This window comes from Nocardioides panaciterrulae (assembly GCF_013409645.1).
Lineage (GTDB): Bacteria > Actinomycetota > Actinomycetes > Propionibacteriales > Nocardioidaceae > Nocardioides > Nocardioides panaciterrulae.
The window spans coordinates 2,866,643-2,884,512 of the sequence record NZ_JACCBG010000001.1; the positions used below are offsets into that span (position 1 = coordinate 2,866,643).

The window sequence follows — 17,870 nt, forward strand, 5'->3', positions numbered from 1 at the left end:
CAAAGACCTGACCGAGCCGTCAGCTCGGTCCAGCCACGTGCGGCGGGCTCTTGCTCGCCGCACCTTCTGCGTCTCCTGGACCACCAGCGGGGAGCAGGAGCGTGAACCTGGTGCCGGACGGTTCGTGTGCCAGGAGGAGTCGACCGTTCTGTGAGGCGGCCAGGGCCCGGGCCATCGTCAAGCCAAGCCGGCCCGGTGAGGTCTCCTGGGTCGGCCAGGTGAAGGGCTGGGTGCCTCGGTCGGCCACGTCGATCGCGACGGCGTCGCCGCTCTCGCGGCCGGTCAGAGTGACCGCGCCCTGGCCGTGACGGTAGGCGTTGTCGATCAGCACCTGGAGCACCTGGCGCACCGCGACCTGGGACGCCGAGGCCACCGGCGGGTCGTCGATGATCAGGCGCAGTGGGCGGTCGGCGGTCGCGAAGATCCCCTGCCACTGGGCCACGCATTCTGTGAGGAGGTGGTCGACGTCGAAGGTCGAGGACACCTCGGGTCGCTCCCGGGCCAGCGCGAGCACGTCATCGATCGTCTGGGACAGGTGGTCGGCGGTGACGAGCGCTTCGCGGACGGCGGGTACGAGTGCGGTGACATCCCCTTCGAGCCCGGCCTCGAGCTCGAGGCGCAGCCGGGTCAGTGGTGTCCGCAACTGGTGGGAGGCCCGGGTCGCGAAGGCGCGCTCCCGAGCGATCTGCTCGGAGAGGCGTCGAGCCGTGGCAGCGAGAGCGTCTGCGGTCTGGTCGATCTCGCTCACGCCGCTCACGGGGGGGCGGGCGGAGAAGTCGCCGGCACCCAGATCCCTGGCTGCCATCGCGAGTGCCCGCATCGGTCTGGTGAGTCGCCGCGACTGCCCGAAGGCGAGCGACCCGGCACCGAGCAGTGCCAGCAGGGCCAGGCCTGCGAGCGCGAGCAGGTCCCTGAGGATGGTGGCGCGTACTGCGGAGCGGGGGGAAGCGGCCCGGACGATGCCGATCACGTGCTCGTCCACGCTGACCGGGACCGCCTCGACCAGGTCGTGCTCGGTGGCAGCGTCAACCACGGCGCCTCCCACCACCCTGCCGACCGGAGGCTCGAGCCGGGACGGGCCGGTCCCCGCGACCCGTGTCCCGTCTGCGGAGTAGAGCCCCACCTGGCTGCCGGCCGGTGCCGGGGGGAGCTCGACGGGATCCCCGGTGCGGTAGCTGGGCGAGACCATCACGGCGGCCTGCAGCGCCGCGCGCTCGAGCTCGCTGCGCTCTGCGGCAACCGCGTTCCGCTGGATCGCGATGGCCAGCGGCAGACCGAGAAGTGCGACCGCGAGGACGACCGCCGACAGGGCTACGGTCAGGATCCGGCGGCGCACGCCGACAGCCTCTCACCGCGACGCCCCACGGCCGGCGTTCTTGCCGAACGCTAACCCGGCGTTGGCCAACCCCTGGCCCGCGGATTTCTAGGTTGGTCTCATGCGACCCACCAACGCCCCTCCCGCTGCCGCGCTCATCGCTCTCGCAGTCCTCACGGCGGGTTGCAGCTCCGGAACCGGCACTTCGCCCAGCGCGGACCCGGCAACCGCGGCCACCTCACAAGCAGCCACCCCGGGGACCGGTGGCGGGTCCGGCGCGCCGTCGCCATCATCAGGCGGTTCGTCCTCGGCGTCCCCGTCTGCGCCGCACGCCACGGAGTTCAACCCACCGGGCGACATCCCCGACAACGCGGTCTTCGTCGACCACACCGCACCGGGATCCGCCGTGCACTTCTCGGTCCCGGAGGGCTGGGCACGATCCACCTCTGGTCCCGTCACGACGTTCACCGACAAGTACAACAGCATCAGCATCAAGGTGCGGAAGCGAGCAACGGCGCCAACGGTGGCCAGCGCGAAGCGGGAGGATATCCCGGAGCTGCGACGGTCCGTCCCCAACTTCGCGCCGGGCGAGGTCAGCATGGTCACCCGCGCCCACGGCCCCGCCGTCCACATCACCTACCTACTCGACTCCGCGCCCAACCCGGTCACGGACAAGGTGGTGCGCGACGTGGCCGAGCGCTTCGAGTTCTGGCACCAGGGGCAGGAGGCCATCCTCACCCTCACCGGCCCCCAGCACGCCGACAACGTCGACCCCTGGCGGATCGTCTCCGACTCCCTGCAGTGGAAGTGAGCAGCCGATGAGCTTGCGTGCGGAGAACCTCTACCGCTTCTACCGAGCAGGTGACGAGGAGACCCTCGCCGTCCAGGGGGTCTCCCTGGAGATCCTGCCCGGCGAGGTCGTGGCACTTTCTGGACCCTCGGGCTCAGGCAAGTCGACCCTGCTGGCCTGCCTGGCGGGCACCGACGAACCGTCGGGCGGGACAGTCTGGGTGGAAGGACACCGGATGAGTGGCCGCTCCGAGGCCACCCGCGCCGCGTTGCGGGGACGCCACATCGGCACCATGGCACAGTCGGGCAACCTGGTGGCGCACCTGTCCCTGGCCGACAACTTGCGCCTCGCCCGCTACATCCGCGGTGGGAGGGCGAGCATCCAGGAGCTCCTGAGCGACCTGGGAATCGACCACCGGGCCAAGGCCTGGCCCCACCAGCTGTCCGGCGGCGAGCTGGCCCGTGCGTCGCTGGGCGTCGCGCTCGTCAACGCACCGGCAGTGCTGCTCGCCGACGAGCCGACCGGCGAGCTGGACGAGGCGACCGAAGCCCGCCTCCTGACGCTGGTGCGCCACCGCGCCGACGCCGGATGCGCGGTCCTGGTCGCCAGCCACAGTCCTGCGGTCCGTCGCACCGCTGACCGCGTGCTCATCCTCGACGACGGGAGCCTCGTCGCATGACCGGCTCAACTCCCTCATCGGTGCGGTCGAGCACAAGCCGCCAGACACCGGTCGAGACCCTGGTCGTCTGCGAGGCCGCCGGTCGCACGTTCGGCAAGGGCAACGTGGCGGTCGTGGCGGTGCACGAAGTCTCGTGCACGATCACCTCGACGAGCCGGATCGCACTGCTCGGACCCTCGGGATCAGGCAAGTCGACACTTCTGCAGCTGATGGCCGGGCTCGACCAGCCCACCTCCGGCACGATCGCCTGGCCCGCTTGGCCGGGGGGACCGTTCCAGGACCCGTCACGTGCCGGGGTGATCTTCCAGGGCCTCAGCCTGATCCCGGGACTGACCGCTGCGGAGAATGTGGCCTTCCCCCTGTTGCTGCAAGGGGTCGAGGACCGCGAGGCGATGTCTCGGGCCCGAGGATCACTGGCGCTGCTCGACATCGGCGCGCTCGGCGACAAGCTCCCCGACGAGCTGTCCGGCGGCCAGGCCCAACGGGTCGCGACCGCCCGGGTCGTGACCAGCGGCCCCCGGCTGATCTTCGCCGACGAACCCACCGGCCAGCTCGACCACGTCTCGGGCGAACGGGTGATCGATGTGCTCCTCGAGGCGGCCGCCCACCTCGGTGCCGGCCTCGTCGTCTCGACCCATGACTCCACCGTCGCGGCACGACTGGACGAGCAGTGGCGAATGCGCGACGGCCAGCTGGTGGTGACGACATGATCCACCTCTGGCTCGCGGGTCTCCTCCGCAGAAGTCCGGCACGGCTGCTTGCCGCCGCGGCCGGCATCGCCATCGCCGTCGCGCTCGTGGCGGGCCTGGGCAGCTTCCTGGTCACCTCCCAAGCCACCATGACCACCCGGGCGGCCGCGCAGGTGGCCGTCGACTGGCAGGTCAAGGTGGCGGCGCATCGTGATCCCGCAGCGGTCCTCAAAGCCGTCACCGCCGCACCGGGCACGTTGAAGGCGCTCCCGGTGGGGTTCGCCGACTCACCGGGCCTACGTGCCACCACCGACGGCACCACCCAGGAGACCGGCGCCGCGAAGGTGCTCGGGCTCCCGGCGGGCTACGTCGACACCTTTCCGCTCTCGATCAGGCTGCTCACCGGTAGCCTCGACGGACCGCTCGTGGCGCAGCAGACCGCTGCAAACCTGCACGTCGCACCTGGTGACCGGATCGAGGTCAAGCGAGCCGGCAGTGCCCCCTACTCGGTACACGTCGCCGGCATCGTCGAGCTCCCGCAGGCCGACTCCCTCTTCCAGGACGTCGGGGCTCCGAGCCAGTCGCAGCCGGTCGCCCCGCCCGACAACGTCGTCCTGCTGCCAGCGCCACAGTTCGCGAACCACTACCACGCGCTGTCCCGGACCCGGCCCGACCTGGTCTCCACCCAGATCCACGTCAAGCGCGACCACGCCGCCCTGGCCTCGGACCCCTCGTCCGCATTCGTGGCCGAGACCGGCGCGGCGAACAACCTGTCGGTTCGCACCAGCGGAGCCGCGATCGTGGGCAACAACCTGGGCGCCTCCCTGGACGCGGCACGCGAGGACGCCAGCTACTCACGGATCCTGTTCCTCTTCCTCGGTGCGCCGGGTGCGCTGCTGGCCGGCGCGCTGACCGCCGCGATCACTCAGGCCGGTGCCGAGCGACGCCGCAAGGAGCAGGCACTCCTGCGGGCGCGAGGAAGCAGCCCCACCCAGCTGCTCAGGCTCGTCCTCGTCGAGGCCGCCGTTGTCGGTGTGCTCGGCGCCCTGATCGGTCTCGGGGTCGCGGCGGCCATCGGCGCTGCGACCTCGTGGCCCTGGGACCTGGCCGCCGCGCTGACCGGTCTGCTGATCGCCGGCCTGGTCGTCGCCATCCCAGCTGCGCGGGACCTCAGGTCCCTCGCCGCGAACCAGGGCCACCGGCAACAACACCGCACCCGGCCCATCTGGTTGCGCTTCGGCCTCGACCTGGCACTCATCGCGCTGGGCCTAGCCGTCTTCTGGGCGGCAGGCCGCAACAAGTACACCCTCGTGCTCGCCCCAGAAGGCGTCCCCACGATCTCAGTCAGCTACTGGGCATTCCTCGCCCCGGCCCTGGCCTGGCTCGGTGGTGCCCTGCTCTGCTGGCGGATCGCGGACACCCTGCTCGTACGGGGTCGCGCGGTGGTCGCCCTCGCGGCCACACCGTTCCTGGGCCCCCTGGCGCGTGCCGTCAGCGGAATGCTGATGCGACAGCGCCGGCTCGTGGCACGCTCTGCGGTGCTCGTTGCGCTCGCCCTGGCCTTCGCGATCTCCACGGCCACGTTCAACGTGACCTACCAAGTACAGGCCGAGGTCGACGCCCAGCTCACCAATGGCGCCGACGTCACCGTGACCGAGTCCCCCGGTGCGGACGCACGACCGGCCGACGCCACGAAGCTCTCCTCCATCCCCGGCGTCACGGCCGTCTCGCCGCTCCAGCACCGGTTCGCCTACGTCGGCAACGACCTGCAGGACCTCTACGGCATCGACCCGGCCATGCTCACCCGGGCCACCACCCTCCAAGACGCCTACTTCCAGGGCGCCACCGCTGCGGAGTCCCTGAAACGCCTTGCCTCTCGACCCGATGCCGTGCTGGTGAGCGCCGAGACCGTCAACGACTTCCAGCTCAACCTCGGCGACCTCATCAAGCTCCGCCTCCAAGACGCCCACACCCACACCTACCAGTCGGTGACCTTCCACTACGTGGGCATCGTCAACGAGTTCCCCACCGCCCCGAAGGACAGCTTCCTGGTCGCCAACGCCGACTACGTCGCCCAACAGACTGGCAGCGCCGCCGTCGGCACCTTCCTGGTCAACACCAACGGACACGACGTGTCCGCGGTCGCAGACCGGGTACGCGCCGTGGTCGGCACGACCGGCAGGGTCGGCACCATCAGGGACGCGCGAGGACTCGTGGGATCGAGCCTGACCTCCGTCGACCTCGGCCACCTGACACGTCTCGAACTCTCCTTCGCCCTGGTCATCGCGGCTGCCGCTGGCGGGCTGGTGATCGGCCTCGGACTCGCGGAACGCCGCCGGGCCATCGCGGTCGCCACCTCACTGGGCGCCACCCGTCGACAGGTACGTCGGTTCGGATTCGCGGAGCCCGCCTTCGTGCTCGTCATCGGAACGCTCTGCGGGCTCGGCTCCGGATGGGGGCTGTCCTACCTGCTCGTCAAGGTGCTCACCGGCGTGTTCGACCCACCCCCGACAGCCCTGACGGTTCCGTGGCTGTACCTGTCCACCCTGGTCGTCTGCACGATAGGTGCCGTCAGTGTCGTCTCGGTCCTGGTGATCGAACGTGCGAGGCGCCAGGCACCCGACCTGCTGCGCGCGATCTAGGCTCAGGGAATGGTCGAGCTGCTGGTGGTGGAGGACGAGGAGAAGATCGGTCAGCTTCTCGTCTCCTCCCTGGGCGCCAACGGGTACCAGGTGACCTGGTTCCGGTCGGGGGCAGAAGCGGTACAAGCGGCACTCGGCGCCTCGTTCGACCTGGTGCTGCTCGACCTCGGCCTGCCAGATCTGGACGGTATCGAGGTGTGCCGCCTGATCAAGAGACACCAACCCCAGTCCTTGGTAGTGGTGCTGACGGCCCGTCGTGACGAGATGGACGTCATCGAGGGGCTAGAAGCAGGAGCCGACGACTACCTCACGAAGCCCTTCCGGATGGCCGAGCTCCTGGCGCGAGTGCGAGCCCACCTGCGCCGGTCATCTGTGGGTGATTTCGGCTCCCAGACGACGTTCTCCGGCGGAGAGCTCGTCCTGGACACCGCGGCCCGACGCTGCCTGGTCAGGGACCGCGAGGTCGCCTTGCGACCCAAGGAGTTCGACCTGCTCGCACGCCTCGCCGCCGAAGCCGGGCGAGCGGTCACACGCGAGGCGCTCATGGATGACGTGTGGGACCGCAACTGGTTCGGCTCCACCAAGACCCTCGACGTGCACATCGCGGCACTGCGCCACCGGCTCTGCGAAGCGGCGGAGTCCTTCGAGCCGGCCGCAGTCGTGCCCGCCATCACGACCCTGCGCGGTCACGGGTACCGGCTGGAGTCCCCGGAAGCCAACCCATTCCGGTGACGGTCGCCCCTTCCACCGCCTGTCGGCGCGGGTCGTGAACCGGAGTGGAGTCCACAAGAGTGGTGTACGACGGACCTGAGTGAGCGCGTGCCTGCGACGTAGGCGCGGCCACCGGGGGAAGCCGCTGGAGCAGACGCGGGGCGAACACCTGGCGCCACCAGGCGGACTTGGGCTTCTTCTCGTCGGCGCCGCCCGCATGGGGTGCGTACAGGGCGGCGGTCTCGCTGATGGCGACCGGCTTGCGATGGCCGGCTGCCGAAGATGTCGTAGAAGTCCGGCAGTCACGCTCATCGGTCCCGGGGCGCTGGAACCGGCCCGTCAGGTGCCGGGCCCGGCGTGTGCACGCGCTGTCCAACCCAAATGGACCAGCAGCAAGTCGCATGTCTGCCGCGATCAGAACTTCGGCGAATGCTGATGACTCGATTCCCTGCGCCTTGGAACGGCGTACCGTCGCAGACATGACCACCGCTGTCCGAGCGATTGTCGACAACGCTCGAACTCTGGTCGGTTCCGACGCTCGAAAAGTGAACGGTGCGGGGGCAGCCTAGTGCTTCCGAAGCACGGGTTGGGGTGACAGGTCGACGTCTCTGGCTTGCTTGACCGGATGGTCAGGCAGCAGTCTGTCGGATGCGGCGCTTGAGTTCCTTCTTGACCTGCAGCGGGGTCCGGCCGGCCATGTAATCACCGTGATTCGGACGCTCGTTGTTGTAGTCGGTGACCCAGGCCTGCAGTGACCGGTCGAGCAGAGCGACGTCCTCGACGCGGCCGCGGTGGAAGTGCGGGCGGTAGAACTCGTCGAGCACGGTGCCGTGGAACCGTTCGCACACGGCGTTGTGGTTCGGCGACCTGGGCGGGATCCGGTGATGGTGGAGCCCCAGCTCGCCCACGCGGCTCTGGAAGGCCTTGCCGACAAACTCGGGGCCATTGTCGGTCAGGATCCCTTCCAAGGTGATGCCGTGCTTGCGTAGCGCCTTCTTCAAGTGCGTCAGGAGGAGCGCTGTGACCGCGGCGGTCTTGTCGCCCACCACGAGCTGGACCACCGCGACACGGGTCGCGATGTCGACCGCGGTCAGCTGCCATACCGCGCCGACGCCCTTGAGCTTGCCGACGTAGAACGCATCGAGGGCTACGACCTGCCCCGGCCGCGAGGCGTACTGGCAGAACCCGAACGGGCCCTCCATCGCGGCCTCAGTGAGCTGACCGGTCTCGGTCGCGGTCAACGACGCCAACGCGATCACGCGCTGCTTCGCGGTGCCGAGGTTGTGCCGTCGCAGGACCTTCGCGACCCCCGATGCTGACCGGTCGACACCACGCTTCCTGAGGTGGCGCAGCAATGACTTCGGACCCAGCGTCGGTCGGGCGATCGCCTCGGACAGGATCACCGCGACCTCCTCGGAGGTCATCTCGTTCGGCTGGTGCGGCCTACGTCGATCACGCGGTAGCAACGCTGAGAGGCCGTATTGCTCGGCCATGTTGACCCACTCGTAGTAGGTCTTCCTGGAGACGCCGAAGACCCGGCAGGCCTCGCTGACGTTCCCGATCTTGGCGGCGTGCTCGATGAGCCGGACACGCCTGTCGTACACAATGTCCTCGTGGGCCACGGAATGACTTCCTGTTCTCTAGATCTCAGCAATCCAGAGACTGTCTTCCGTGGCCCACACCTACGCGCAGGCTCACCGGGTGTCACCCCAACCCGTGATTCCTAAGGCCTAGTGCTGCTCGTGGTCCACGGTCTCGTGGATGCTGGGCAGGGTGTCGATGCCGCGGTTGCGTAGCCGGTAGCTGGCGCCCTTCAGGGTGAGGACGTCGGAGAGCTCCCCGAGCTGCTCGCCGAGGAGCTGTGTGGTGGACGACGCGGTCGATCATCGCCGCGGCGACGGCCTGATCGCCGAAGACGCCACCCCAGCCGCTGAACGGCAGGTTGGTCGTAAGGATCAACGACGCGTGCTCATAGCGGCTGGACACGAGTTGGAAGAAGAGGTTCGCGGCGTCTTGCTCGAACGGGAGGTAGCCGACTTCGTCGACGATGATCAGCCCGTAGCGCCGCAGCCTGGCCAGCTCTTGGGGCGGCCGGCCACTGTGGTGGGCGTCGGTGAGCCGGGCTACCCACTCGGTCGCGGTCGCGAACAACACGCGGTGACCGTGGTTGGCGGCGGCGATGCCCAGGCCGGTGGCCAGGTGGGTCTTGCCGGTGCCGGGCGGCCCCAGCAAGACGACGTTGCGTGCCTCGGTGAGGAACCCACCTGATGCGAGCGCGGCGATCTGCTGGCGCACGGCGGGTTGGGCGTCCCAGTCGAACTCCTCGATCGTCTTCCTGGCGGCGAACCCGGCGGCCCGGATCCTCAACTGGGCACCGGACGCGTTCCTGGCGGCGACCTCACGATCGAGCACCGCGGCGAGGTACTCCTCGTGGGTCCAGCCGGCGTCACGGGCGTGGCCGGCCAGTCGTGCTGCGGACTCGGTGATCCGGGGTGCCTTCAACGCGGATGCGAGGTAGGTCAGCTGCTTGAGCGCCTCCGTCGCGTCGCTCTTGGTCTTGGCTGCCATCAGGCCACCTCACCATCAGCGAGGGTCTCGGCCGGCTGGTCGGCACCGCCGTAGGTGAGGCCGAACGCGCGGTCGTAGTCGGCCAGGTCCCGCACCAGGCCGTCGTGCGGATCGCTCGCGGGCCGGGGTTGTTGGAACTGCTCGCGCAACTGCTTCGCGGCGGCGACGTGGGCGGGGTCGGTGATGGTTTGGCCGCGCGCCCAGACTCGGTGATGGGCCGTGACGAGGCGTCCTTCGTGACGGACTTCGACGCGGGCCAGGTCGGCACGGATATCGACGAACCGGCCGATCACGGCAGGGTCGACGGAGTAGTCGCTGCTGTCGACGCGGACGTAGTAGTCGCGTCCCAGCCCGACCCGGTTGACCCACCCGACAGCCGGCGCGACCGGCGGAAGGGGCAGCATCGCGGCCCGATCAGCGTCGAGTCGGTCAACCGGACGCGCCTTGATGGTCCGCACGATCCGGGCGTTCGCCTTGGTCAACCAGTCGGTGAACTGGGCGTCAAAGTCGGCCGGCGACGCGAAGTCGCGGCCCGGCATGAAGGAGGTCTCGAAGAATCCGTTGCGTCGCTCCACGATGCCCTTGGACTCGGGGTCGTAGGGCTTGAGCCGGACCAGCGTGGTGGCCAGGGTGCCGGTGAACGCGCCCACACCTTGCGCATGGCGTTCACCGCGCCCGATGCCGGACTCGTTGTCCCAAATCAAGCGTCGCGGAACCCGGCCGAGTTCCTGGAGCAACTCCCACATCCCCAACAGCAGATCCTCGGTGTGCCGGGTCGGGATCATCCGTCCGACCATGAACCGCGAGTGCGCCGCGGTGATGACCATGACCGGCAGGCGCCTTCGTGCCGTCCTCGAGCGGGATCTTCTTCGGCGGGAACCACAGATCGCACTGAGCCGCGTCGCCAGGCGCGGGCTCGCTCAGACCCACATCGGCGAGAAGCCTGTCGGCCGCGCCCGCCCTCGGCGGCGACGCGCCGATGCCCGAAGAGCTCGGCATGGTAGGTCAGCCAGGTCCGGCCAGACTGCCCTTCGGGGTATCCGGCGCTCTCGGCGAGCACGCCGACCTTTCGACGCAACTCCGCGGGACGAGAACCCGGCACCCCGGCGACGCTGAACGTGCCGGTGTCCTGCTCGATCAGGGTCGCCAGCATCCGGATGACCGTGGTCTTGCCCGCCCCGTTGGGACCCAGGAAACCCAGCACCACGCCCTGCGGAACTTCCAGAGTGAATGAGTCGACTGCACGCAGATTTCCATAGGACTTGCTGAGACCCTCGGCTTCGATGGCGTTGTCGAGGGTCATGACCCAAGGTTCGCAAGTTGACGCTGAAGCCACGCTGAACACGCGCGAGATTTCGGTTGACCGCCAGGGAGCAATGTTGCACCGTAGCCTCGCGCCGGCGAGGATCCGCCGCGGTTGACAGGGTCGCAGATCCGTCTGCCGGCGCCGGTGACTGGCCCGACACGCGGTCGCGTACCTCGCGCTGCAGCTCCTCTCGGTCCCCGCCGAGAGGTGCTGTTGAGGCGCCGGGCGTGCCGATTGTCATGCGGGTGAGCGGCCGCAGGTCCGCCGACTCCAAGAGGAGGCCCGCCAACGCCGCCTGACCCCTGCCGTAGCGCTGCGTCTGGCTCAGCTCAGCGTCGACAAGGGCTGGACCTACCTCCCGCGGCCGAACGGCCCTCGGTCGGCATCGCTAACGCCCGGCGGTGGGCCGTTCGCTACCGCGAGTCGGTGAAGACCCGAATGGTCGATCGGTCCTCCCGCCCCAGCGCGCCCAGCGGTGGATCGTGAAGCCGCGGGTGACCCGACGCCGGGCCCCGCCGGATCGCCTACCGCCTCGGCTTGAACCCCTCCACAGGGCACCAGGTCCCAACCGAGGCACGTGTCGTGACTCCAGTCCGTGCTCACGGCCAACCAGGGATGTTCGCAACGATCAGGGTCCCGTGGAGAGCGGAGGCCAAGTAAACATCACACAGAGCTGCTGCGATGCGTAGCGGGCGGGTACCCGGGAGCCCGGCGAGGAACCGCTCGCGCGCTCAGTGACTCTCGGAGTCGCCCTCGATGACGACCACGCTGTAGTTCTCGTCGAGTCGAACGTCGACGGTGTCGCCGTCGGGCTTGGTCACCTCCACCTCGTAGGTCGCGCCGTTCTCGCTGTCGGTCTCGAGGCTGTTGACCCGGCCGCCGCCGGTGGATGCCAGGGCCGCCTTCTTCGCGACGTCGGCCTGCTGCTGGGTGTACTGGTGGCTGATCTGGCCGTCGTCGCCGTTCGTCGCGGCGGCCACGCCGCCGATGGCGATGGCCACGGTCACGCCGGCGGCGCCGGCGAGGGCAGCTGAGCGCTTCCTCATGGTTGACACTCCTCTGGTTGTCGGAGCGTCCATCGTGCCCGGCGGCCGCTGAAGCCTCCCTGAATGAGCGCGCGGCCTCAGCGCGCTGGCCGGGGCAGCTCGACGACGAAGCGGGCGCCGCGCTGGCTGTCCGCGAGGTCGAGGGTGCCGCCATGGCGCTCCGCGACCGTCCGGGCGATGGCCAGCCCGAGGCCCGTGCCGCCGGTGTCGCGGGCGCGCGAGGGGTCGGCGCGGTGGAAGCGTTCGAACACGCGGTCCCGCTCATCGTCCGGGACGCCGTTGCCGTCGTCGAGCACCTCGACCCGGGCCCGCCCGTCGACGCAGCCCGCCGTGACCGTCACCCGGTGCTCGGCGTGTCGCACCGCGTTCTCGAGCAGGTTGCGCACCATGCGGCGCAGCTCGTCGCCGCGCCCGTCGACGGGGGCGGCCGAGACGCCGCCGGTGACGATCGTCACGGCGGCCATCGGGCGCACCCGCGCCACCTCCTCCAGCAGCAAGTCGTCGAGGTCCAGCGGATGTGCCGCCTCGATCACGCCCAACTCGTCGTGGCGGGCCAGGAAGAGCAGGTCGCGCAGCAGGCGCTCGGTCTGGTCGCAGTCGGCCAGGATGCCGCGCGCGAGCTCCGGCCAGTCGGTGCCCTCCGGGTGCGCCGACGCGACCTCGACCTGGGCGCGGATGGCGGCGACCGGGCTCTGAAGCTCGTGGGAGGCATCGGCCACGAACTCGCGCTGCCGACGCTGGGCCGCCTCGAGCCGGTCGAGCATCTGGTTCATGGTGACCGCCAGCCGGCCGATCTCGTCGTGCGTTCGCGGCACGGGCACCCGCCGGTCCAGGGCGCTGCCCGAGATGCTCTCGACGCGGGCGCGGATCTCCTCGACCGGTCGCAGCGCGCGGCCGATGACCAGCCAGATCAGCACGCCCAGCACGAGCACGGTCACTGGCGTACCGACCCAGAGGGCTCGGCGCAGCGCGAGGGACGCCTCGTGCACCGACTCCAGGCTCGAGCCGGCCACGATCGTGACCGGCCCGTCGGGCGACGGCGCGGTCTGCACCCAGACCCGGTAGTCCTCGGTCTGGTTGTCGTCCGGCGCACCCCGCAGGGTGTGCACCTCGGGAGGCGCGCCGAGCGGAGGGCGTAACCCGGTGATCGGGCCCGCGCTCCGGACGTTGGGCGAGGCAGCCAGCACCCGGCCGCCAGCGGTGACGGCCTGCGCCACACCGTTGCCTCCGACGGCGGCTAGCACGGCCGGCAGGTCGCCGTGCCGGGCCAGCACCGCGAGGTCGCTGACCCGCGAACGCGCCAGGCCGTCACCGTTGGTGACCACCGAGCGGTCCAGCGTCGCGACCAGGGCGAGCGAGGCGACCACGAGGGCGACGGCGACCAGCGCCGCCGCCAGCAGCGTGGTGCGGAGCCGGACGGAGGGCGCGAGACGTCGTTCAGCCACCGTCGGGGTCCATCCGGTAGCCGACCAGCCGGACCGTCTGCACGCTGGCCCGCCCGAACGGTTCGTCGATGCGGGTGCGCAGCTGGCGGACGTAGACCTCCACGATGTTGGGGTCGCCGTCGAAGGTGAAGTCCCACACGTGGGCCAAGATCTCCGACTTCGGCAGCACCTCGCCCTTGCGGCGCAACAAGAACTCGAGCAGCGAGAACTGCCGAGGCGTGAGCGCGAGCTCGGCATCGCCCCGCCAGGCCCGGTGGGTGGCCGGGTCGAGCCGAAGATCGCCCGCGGTCAGGACGGCCGGCCGTTCCTTCCCACCACGGCGCAGCAAAGCCCGCAGCCGCGCCAGCAGCACGACGTAGGAGAACGGCTTGGCCAGGAAGTCGTCCGCACCCGCGTCCAGCGCCGTCGCCTCCTCCGCCGCGCCCGACCGCGCGGTCAGGATCAGGATCGGCGTCCAGTCGCCCTGCTCGCGCAGGTCATTGCAGATCTCCTCGCCGCTCATCCCCGGCAGCATCGAGTCGAGCACGATCGCGTCGTAGGCGTTCTCGGTGGCCAGCCAGTGGCCGTCGGTCCCAGTCAGCGCCACGTCGACGGCGTACCCGTGCTCCTGCAGGCCGCGGCGCACCGCGGAGGCCACGCGCTTGTCGTCCTCGACCACCAGGATCCGCATGCTCCGAACGGTGCCACGCCGTTGCTGAATACACACTGAACCCCGGCACCCAGTCGTCTGAGCGCGCTCTTCAGCGTGGCTTCAGGGCTGGTGATGAAGGCTCGTGCCAGGCAGGAGATCAGCTCACAAGCCAAGGAGCACACCCATGAGGACAAGGATCGCCATCACCGCAGCAGCCGTGCTGGCAGCCGGTGCGGCCGGAACGGTGGCAACCATCGCCACCTCCGCAGATGCAGCACACAACACTCACGCAGCCCGCGCAGTCGACCCGGCGCACTTCGCCCACCCCAGGCCAAACGTCTACTTCCCGATGGCTCCGGGCACGGTGTTCCGCTACCGCGGGACCGACGGGCCGCAGCACTACCGCGAGACGCTGGCAATCACCCACCGCACGAAGATGATCGAGGGCGTCCGCACCCGGGTGCTCTCCGACGTGCTCCGCCGCACCGACGGCAGCCTCGCCGAGAAGACGTCCGACTGGTACGCCGCCGACAACACCGGCAACGTCTGGTACTTCGGCGAGCGAACCGCGACCTACGACAAGCACGGCCACGTGCAGAGCCGCGAGGGCTCCTGGCAGGCGGGCATGAAGGGCGCCGTGCCGGGCGTGATCATGCCGCACAACCCGCGGCCCACCGACGCCTACCGGCAGGAGTACCAGCGCGGGTCTGCCGAGGACCAGGCCTGGATCGTGCAGCGGGGATTCACCGCGAAAGTGGCCTATGGCACCGTGCACCACGTCGTCAGGTCGCTGGAGTGGAGCCGGCTGGAGAAGGGCGTGGTGTCGGTGAAGTTCTACGGCCCCCACCTCGGGATCATCCGCGAGGGCGACATGGCCGGCGGCCACGAGTCGTTCCACCTGGTCTCGGTGCACCGGCCCTGACGCCCGGCACCTGGGGCCCCGGCGTAGCCGCAAGGTCAGTCGGCCGCCGGACCAGGTTCCACGTCCAGCCGGTAGCCGTGGTTGCGCAACGTGATGATGGCAGGGACCCGGGCGGGCGGCTCGACGAGCTCGGCAGCCTCGGCGAGCCGCCGCCGCAGCGCGGCGACGTGGACACCCAGGGTCTTCGTGGAGCCGAACCAGTTGCGGTCCCAGACATCGTCCATCAGCACCTCGCGAGTCACAGCGCGCCCGGCGTCCGAGGCCAGCCGTGCCAGGAGGTCGAACTCCTTCGGCCGCAGAGGCACCTCGCGGCCGCCGACCAGGCGTCGCCGCGCGGCCGGGTCGAGAGTGAGGTCTCCGCTGGTGAAGACGCCGGTCACGAAGTCACCCACCGAGGCGCGCCGCAGATGGGCCCGCACCCGCGCCAGCAGTTCGGTCATGCGGAACGGCTTGGTCAGGTAGTCGTCCGCCCCCGACTCAGGCCCTCGATGACGTCCATCTCGTCGCGCCGAGCGGTGAGCACGACCACCACGCACTGGGGTTGGCGACGCTTCAGCAGCCGGCACACCTCGATGCCGTCGACGTCGGGAAGCCCGAGGTCGAGCAGCGCGAGGTCGAAGGCGCGGGCGTTCACCGCCGACAGCGCCGCCCGGCCGTCTCGGCACCACGTCACGCCGGAGCCATTGGCCTCCAGGGCCGAGGACAGCAGTGCGCCGATCTTCGCCTCGTCCTCAACGACCAGCACCTGCGCCACGACAGGCAGCCTAGATCGTCCTCAGCAGGTCCCGCGCCTGTCGGCGGGCGCGCTCCACAACTGCCGCCGATACGACCCCGACCGCCGCGGCGGTCACGAGGACGAGTGCCGTCAGGTAGCCCCACGGGAACGAGAGCACGGTGGGCGGTAGGTCGAAGACGCCGGTGAGGACCTTGACGAGCAGGTAGGAGAGTCCCCAGCCGGCGGTCAGCCCGCACACGGTGCCCACGAGCAGCACGTAGACGGGCTCGGCCGACCCGAACCGGCGTACCTGCCGTCGGGTGGCGCCCAGGGCGGTGGCCACAGCGACGGTCTGCCGTCGTTCGGCGATGCCGAGTCCGATGACGAGGCCGCCCGCGGCGGCCGCGATCAGCAGCGCGAAGCCGAGCTCGAGCCGCGTCAGCTTCGACAGATCCACGGAGGTCAGGCTGGACCCGACGAGCCCGCGTGCTTGGTTGAACGTGGCGACACTGCCGCTGGTGCCGATCGCGCCCCTGATCCGGCTCGCCACGCCGTTCACATCGCTGCCCCCGGTGTTGACGAGGAAGGTGCCGACAGCGTTGCTGTGGGTCTGCTGCGCCACGTAGCCCGAGTTGGCCACCAGGAAGCTGTCCTTCGGTGCGGTCGGGAACTCGTTGACGATGCCGACGTAGTGGAACGGCACGGTCCGGTAGGTGTGGGTCTTCGCGTCCTGCAGCCGGAGCCGGATGAGGTCGCCCTGATTGAGCTGGAAGTCGTTCACGGTCTCGGCGCTGACAAGGACGCCGTCCGGGCGGGACGCTAGGTTGTTGGCCGCACCGGTCTCCTCGATGAAGGCGGAGGAGGGGTCGGAAGGAAGGCCGGCGTGGTCACGGACCGCATGGATCTGGGTGGTGACCAGGTCCGGCCGGGTGTGAGCCATCCGGGTGTACTCCGAGGCGAACCGGGCGGCGGGGAGAAGGACCACGTTGTCCGGAGGCGCGGCCGGCTGCGACTGGGGCGGGGCCACCACTCGCTGGAACAGGGAGTCGGCCTGAGGGAGCTCTACGATGCCGGCCACCTTGACGGAGTACGCCGGGAGGCCGGCGCGCCGGACGAGCACTCGGTCGCCCGGGGCCCACGTGCAGGTTCGCGGCGGTCTGCTGGGCGACCAGCGCACCTTGGGCGTGCCCGGTCAGCAGCCGGATCGCCAGCGGGAACGTGTGCGCAAGGCCCTGGGGAAGGCCGAGCACGCGGGCGGCGCCGGTCTCCTGGGTGGTGCCTCCCGCGGTGGCGCGCAGGCCCGGGGAGTCGGCGAAGCCGACCGGTAGCGCCGAGACGGTGCCTGGGGTCGCCCGCACGGCGCGCAGCACCGGCGCCGGGTTGTGGTGGGCCGCGACCTGCACCTGCCAGTCCACTGCCACTTGGGCTGCCGCTCGCTGCGTCATCGTGGACTCGGAGGTGACGAGGAAGCTGCCTAGCCCGGCGACGAGCGCAACGGCGATTCCGATGCCCCCCCGCCGCCGCGAGCACCCGAGCGGGCCTCCTGCGGAGGAGACCGGCCAGCCAGATCCACGTTATGAGGTGATCACCAGCTCTCCGTCGTGCATCTTCCAGATTGCGTCGAGGCGCTCGGCCACCGTCGCGTCGTGGGTGGCCAGGACCAGTCCGGCCCCCAGCTGGTCGGCGGCCTGGAGCAGCACGTTCACGACGTGTGCTCCCGCTGCCCTGTCGTCAGAGGCGCGCCTTCGGCAGACTCTGTACGCAGAGCACCCGACGTTGCGTCCCTACATCGAGAAGATGGAGGGCCAGAAGACGCGCCACAACGCCGCGAGCCTGGCCGCGGTCTGGGGGGTTCCGGAAGCCGAGGCAGCGAGGCTCGCCGAGGAACTCGTGGTCATCGGCTTCTTCGAGCCGCGCTTCGGTGACTACTGGGTGCCATTCGTGTACCGGCCAGCCCTTGAACTGGTCCAGGGCTCGGCCGAAGGGGTCGCGACGGCGGACGAGGAGTAGGTAGCCGGCCCACTTCCTGCTGAAGCCGGTGGCGTTCGGAGCGACCGCCTGCGTCACCTCGCCGCCTGCGAGCCTCGTCGAAATCCGTCGGCCCCCTACTAGGGAGCGCGCCCACGATCGCCGGAGGCGCGGTTGCACGGGACCGCCGTGGCCCCGTTCCCCATGCGGCATACTGGCGGCCGGGTAGGCCCCCGGGCGCGCAGAACTACAAAGCTGGATTTCCTATGTTTTGCTCGACTGGAGTTCCTACCCCCCGCCCCTGTAGCTCAGCTGGATAGAGCAAGAGCCTTCTAATCTCTAGGTCGCAGGTTCGAGTCCTGCCGGGGGCGCCACCACTCGCGAAGTCGAGCGGAGCCCACGAATCCGCCGGTCAGCGGATCCGGCATCTCCCCACCACCGGG

19 protein-coding genes and 1 tRNA gene are annotated in these 17,870 nt (G+C 70.0%); 8 read left to right on the forward strand and 12 right to left on the reverse strand.

What is annotated here, in order from left to right:
- Positions 1–19 precede the first annotated feature (19 nt).
- On the reverse strand, positions 20–1,336 hold the full coding sequence (locus tag BJZ21_RS21035) for a HAMP domain-containing protein (protein ID WP_179664247.1): 1,317 nt from the start codon (positions 1,334–1,336) through the stop codon (positions 20–22).
- 385 nt (positions 1,337–1,721) lie between these two features.
- Between BJZ21_RS21035 and BJZ21_RS20615 the strand changes: the two genes are divergently transcribed.
- From BJZ21_RS20615 to BJZ21_RS13625, 5 genes are read left to right on the forward strand one after another with little or no spacing between them, the layout of a single operon-like run.
- Complete coding sequence (locus tag BJZ21_RS20615) at positions 1,722–2,126, forward strand: hypothetical protein (protein ID WP_218851489.1); 405 nt, start codon at positions 1,722–1,724, stop codon at positions 2,124–2,126.
- A gap of 7 nt (positions 2,127–2,133) precedes the next feature.
- Complete coding sequence (locus tag BJZ21_RS13610) at positions 2,134–2,784, forward strand: ABC transporter ATP-binding protein (RefSeq protein ID WP_179664249.1); 651 nt, start codon at positions 2,134–2,136, stop codon at positions 2,782–2,784.
- The gene (locus tag BJZ21_RS13615) at positions 2,781–3,494 is read left to right on the forward strand and encodes an ABC transporter ATP-binding protein (protein ID WP_179664250.1); all 714 of its coding nucleotides are present in this window, start codon (positions 2,781–2,783) and stop codon (positions 3,492–3,494) included. Before BJZ21_RS13610 ends, BJZ21_RS13615 begins: the two co-directional genes overlap by 4 nt.
- Complete coding sequence (locus BJZ21_RS13620; protein WP_179664251.1) at positions 3,491–6,115, forward strand: FtsX-like permease family protein; 2,625 nt, start codon at positions 3,491–3,493, stop codon at positions 6,113–6,115. Before BJZ21_RS13615 ends, BJZ21_RS13620 begins: the two co-directional genes overlap by 4 nt.
- Before the next feature lie 9 nt (positions 6,116–6,124).
- Positions 6,125–6,847 (forward strand): response regulator transcription factor, encoded by a 723-nt coding sequence (locus BJZ21_RS13625; protein WP_179664252.1) that lies wholly within the window; start codon positions 6,125–6,127, stop codon positions 6,845–6,847.
- A 608-nt stretch (positions 6,848–7,455) separates the two neighbouring features.
- Here the strand turns inward: BJZ21_RS13625 and BJZ21_RS21780 are convergent.
- From BJZ21_RS21780 to BJZ21_RS13660, 7 genes are all read right to left on the reverse strand, one after another.
- The gene (locus BJZ21_RS21780; RefSeq protein ID WP_179664253.1) at positions 7,456–8,430 is read right to left on the reverse strand and encodes a helix-turn-helix domain-containing protein; all 975 of its coding nucleotides are present in this window, start codon (positions 8,428–8,430) and stop codon (positions 7,456–7,458) included.
- A gap of 100 nt (positions 8,431–8,530) precedes the next feature.
- The gene (gene istB / locus BJZ21_RS13635) at positions 8,531–9,394 is read right to left on the reverse strand and encodes an IS21-like element helper ATPase IstB (protein WP_281380840.1); all 864 of its coding nucleotides are present in this window, start codon (positions 9,392–9,394) and stop codon (positions 8,531–8,533) included.
- Complete coding sequence (locus tag BJZ21_RS13640; RefSeq protein ID WP_246298503.1) at positions 9,394–10,221, reverse strand: Mu transposase domain-containing protein; 828 nt, start codon at positions 10,219–10,221, stop codon at positions 9,394–9,396. The genes istB and BJZ21_RS13640 overlap by 1 nt, the downstream gene beginning before the upstream one ends.
- Positions 10,176–10,697 carry an ATP-binding cassette domain-containing protein gene (locus BJZ21_RS20620; protein WP_246298504.1) on the reverse strand — a complete coding sequence of 174 codons (522 nt, stop codon included), beginning with the start codon at positions 10,695–10,697 and terminating at the stop codon, positions 10,176–10,178. The genes BJZ21_RS13640 and BJZ21_RS20620 overlap by 46 nt, the downstream gene beginning before the upstream one ends.
- Positions 10,698–11,431: 734 nt before the next feature.
- Positions 11,432–11,746: a PepSY domain-containing protein gene (locus BJZ21_RS13650; protein WP_179664254.1), complete on the reverse strand. Its 315-nt coding sequence runs from the start codon at positions 11,744–11,746 to the stop codon at positions 11,432–11,434.
- Positions 11,747–11,823: 77 nt separating this feature from the next.
- Positions 11,824–13,191 carry an ATP-binding protein gene (locus BJZ21_RS13655; protein ID WP_179664255.1) on the reverse strand — a complete coding sequence of 456 codons (1,368 nt, stop codon included), beginning with the start codon at positions 13,189–13,191 and terminating at the stop codon, positions 11,824–11,826.
- The gene (locus BJZ21_RS13660) at positions 13,184–13,861 is read right to left on the reverse strand and encodes a response regulator transcription factor (protein WP_179664256.1); all 678 of its coding nucleotides are present in this window, start codon (positions 13,859–13,861) and stop codon (positions 13,184–13,186) included. Before BJZ21_RS13660 ends, BJZ21_RS13655 begins: the two co-directional genes overlap by 8 nt.
- 310 nt (positions 13,862–14,171) lie before the next feature.
- On the opposite strand from BJZ21_RS13660, the gene BJZ21_RS13665 reads away from it, so the two are divergent.
- A complete protein-coding gene (locus BJZ21_RS13665; protein ID WP_179664257.1) occupies positions 14,172–14,744 on the forward strand; it encodes a hypothetical protein in 573 nt (190 codons plus the stop codon).
- A gap of 35 nt (positions 14,745–14,779) precedes the next feature.
- Here the strand turns inward: BJZ21_RS13665 and BJZ21_RS20625 are convergent, their stop codons facing one another.
- The 4 genes from BJZ21_RS20625 to BJZ21_RS21430 form a co-directional block, all read right to left on the reverse strand.
- Positions 14,780–15,184: a winged helix-turn-helix domain-containing protein gene (locus tag BJZ21_RS20625; RefSeq protein ID WP_218851495.1), complete on the reverse strand. Its 405-nt coding sequence runs from the start codon at positions 15,182–15,184 to the stop codon at positions 14,780–14,782.
- Between the two features lie 14 nt (positions 15,185–15,198).
- The gene (locus tag BJZ21_RS20630) at positions 15,199–15,498 is read right to left on the reverse strand and encodes a response regulator (protein WP_218851496.1); all 300 of its coding nucleotides are present in this window, start codon (positions 15,496–15,498) and stop codon (positions 15,199–15,201) included.
- Between the two features lie 10 nt (positions 15,499–15,508).
- Entirely contained in the window at positions 15,509–16,537 is a 1,029-nt protein-coding gene (locus BJZ21_RS13675; RefSeq protein ID WP_218851497.1) for an FtsX-like permease family protein, read from the reverse strand.
- 496 nt (positions 16,538–17,033) lie between these two features.
- Entirely contained in the window at positions 17,034–17,165 is a 132-nt protein-coding gene (locus BJZ21_RS21430) for a hypothetical protein (protein WP_281380841.1), read from the reverse strand.
- Positions 17,166–17,256: 91 nt separating this feature from the next.
- Between BJZ21_RS21430 and BJZ21_RS13680 the strand changes: the two genes are divergently transcribed.
- Entirely contained in the window at positions 17,257–17,469 is a 213-nt protein-coding gene (locus tag BJZ21_RS13680; protein WP_179664258.1) for a hypothetical protein, read from the forward strand.
- A 255-nt stretch (positions 17,470–17,724) separates the two neighbouring features.
- Positions 17,725–17,801, forward strand: a tRNA-Arg gene (locus BJZ21_RS13685).
- Positions 17,802–17,870: the final 69 nt, after the last annotated feature.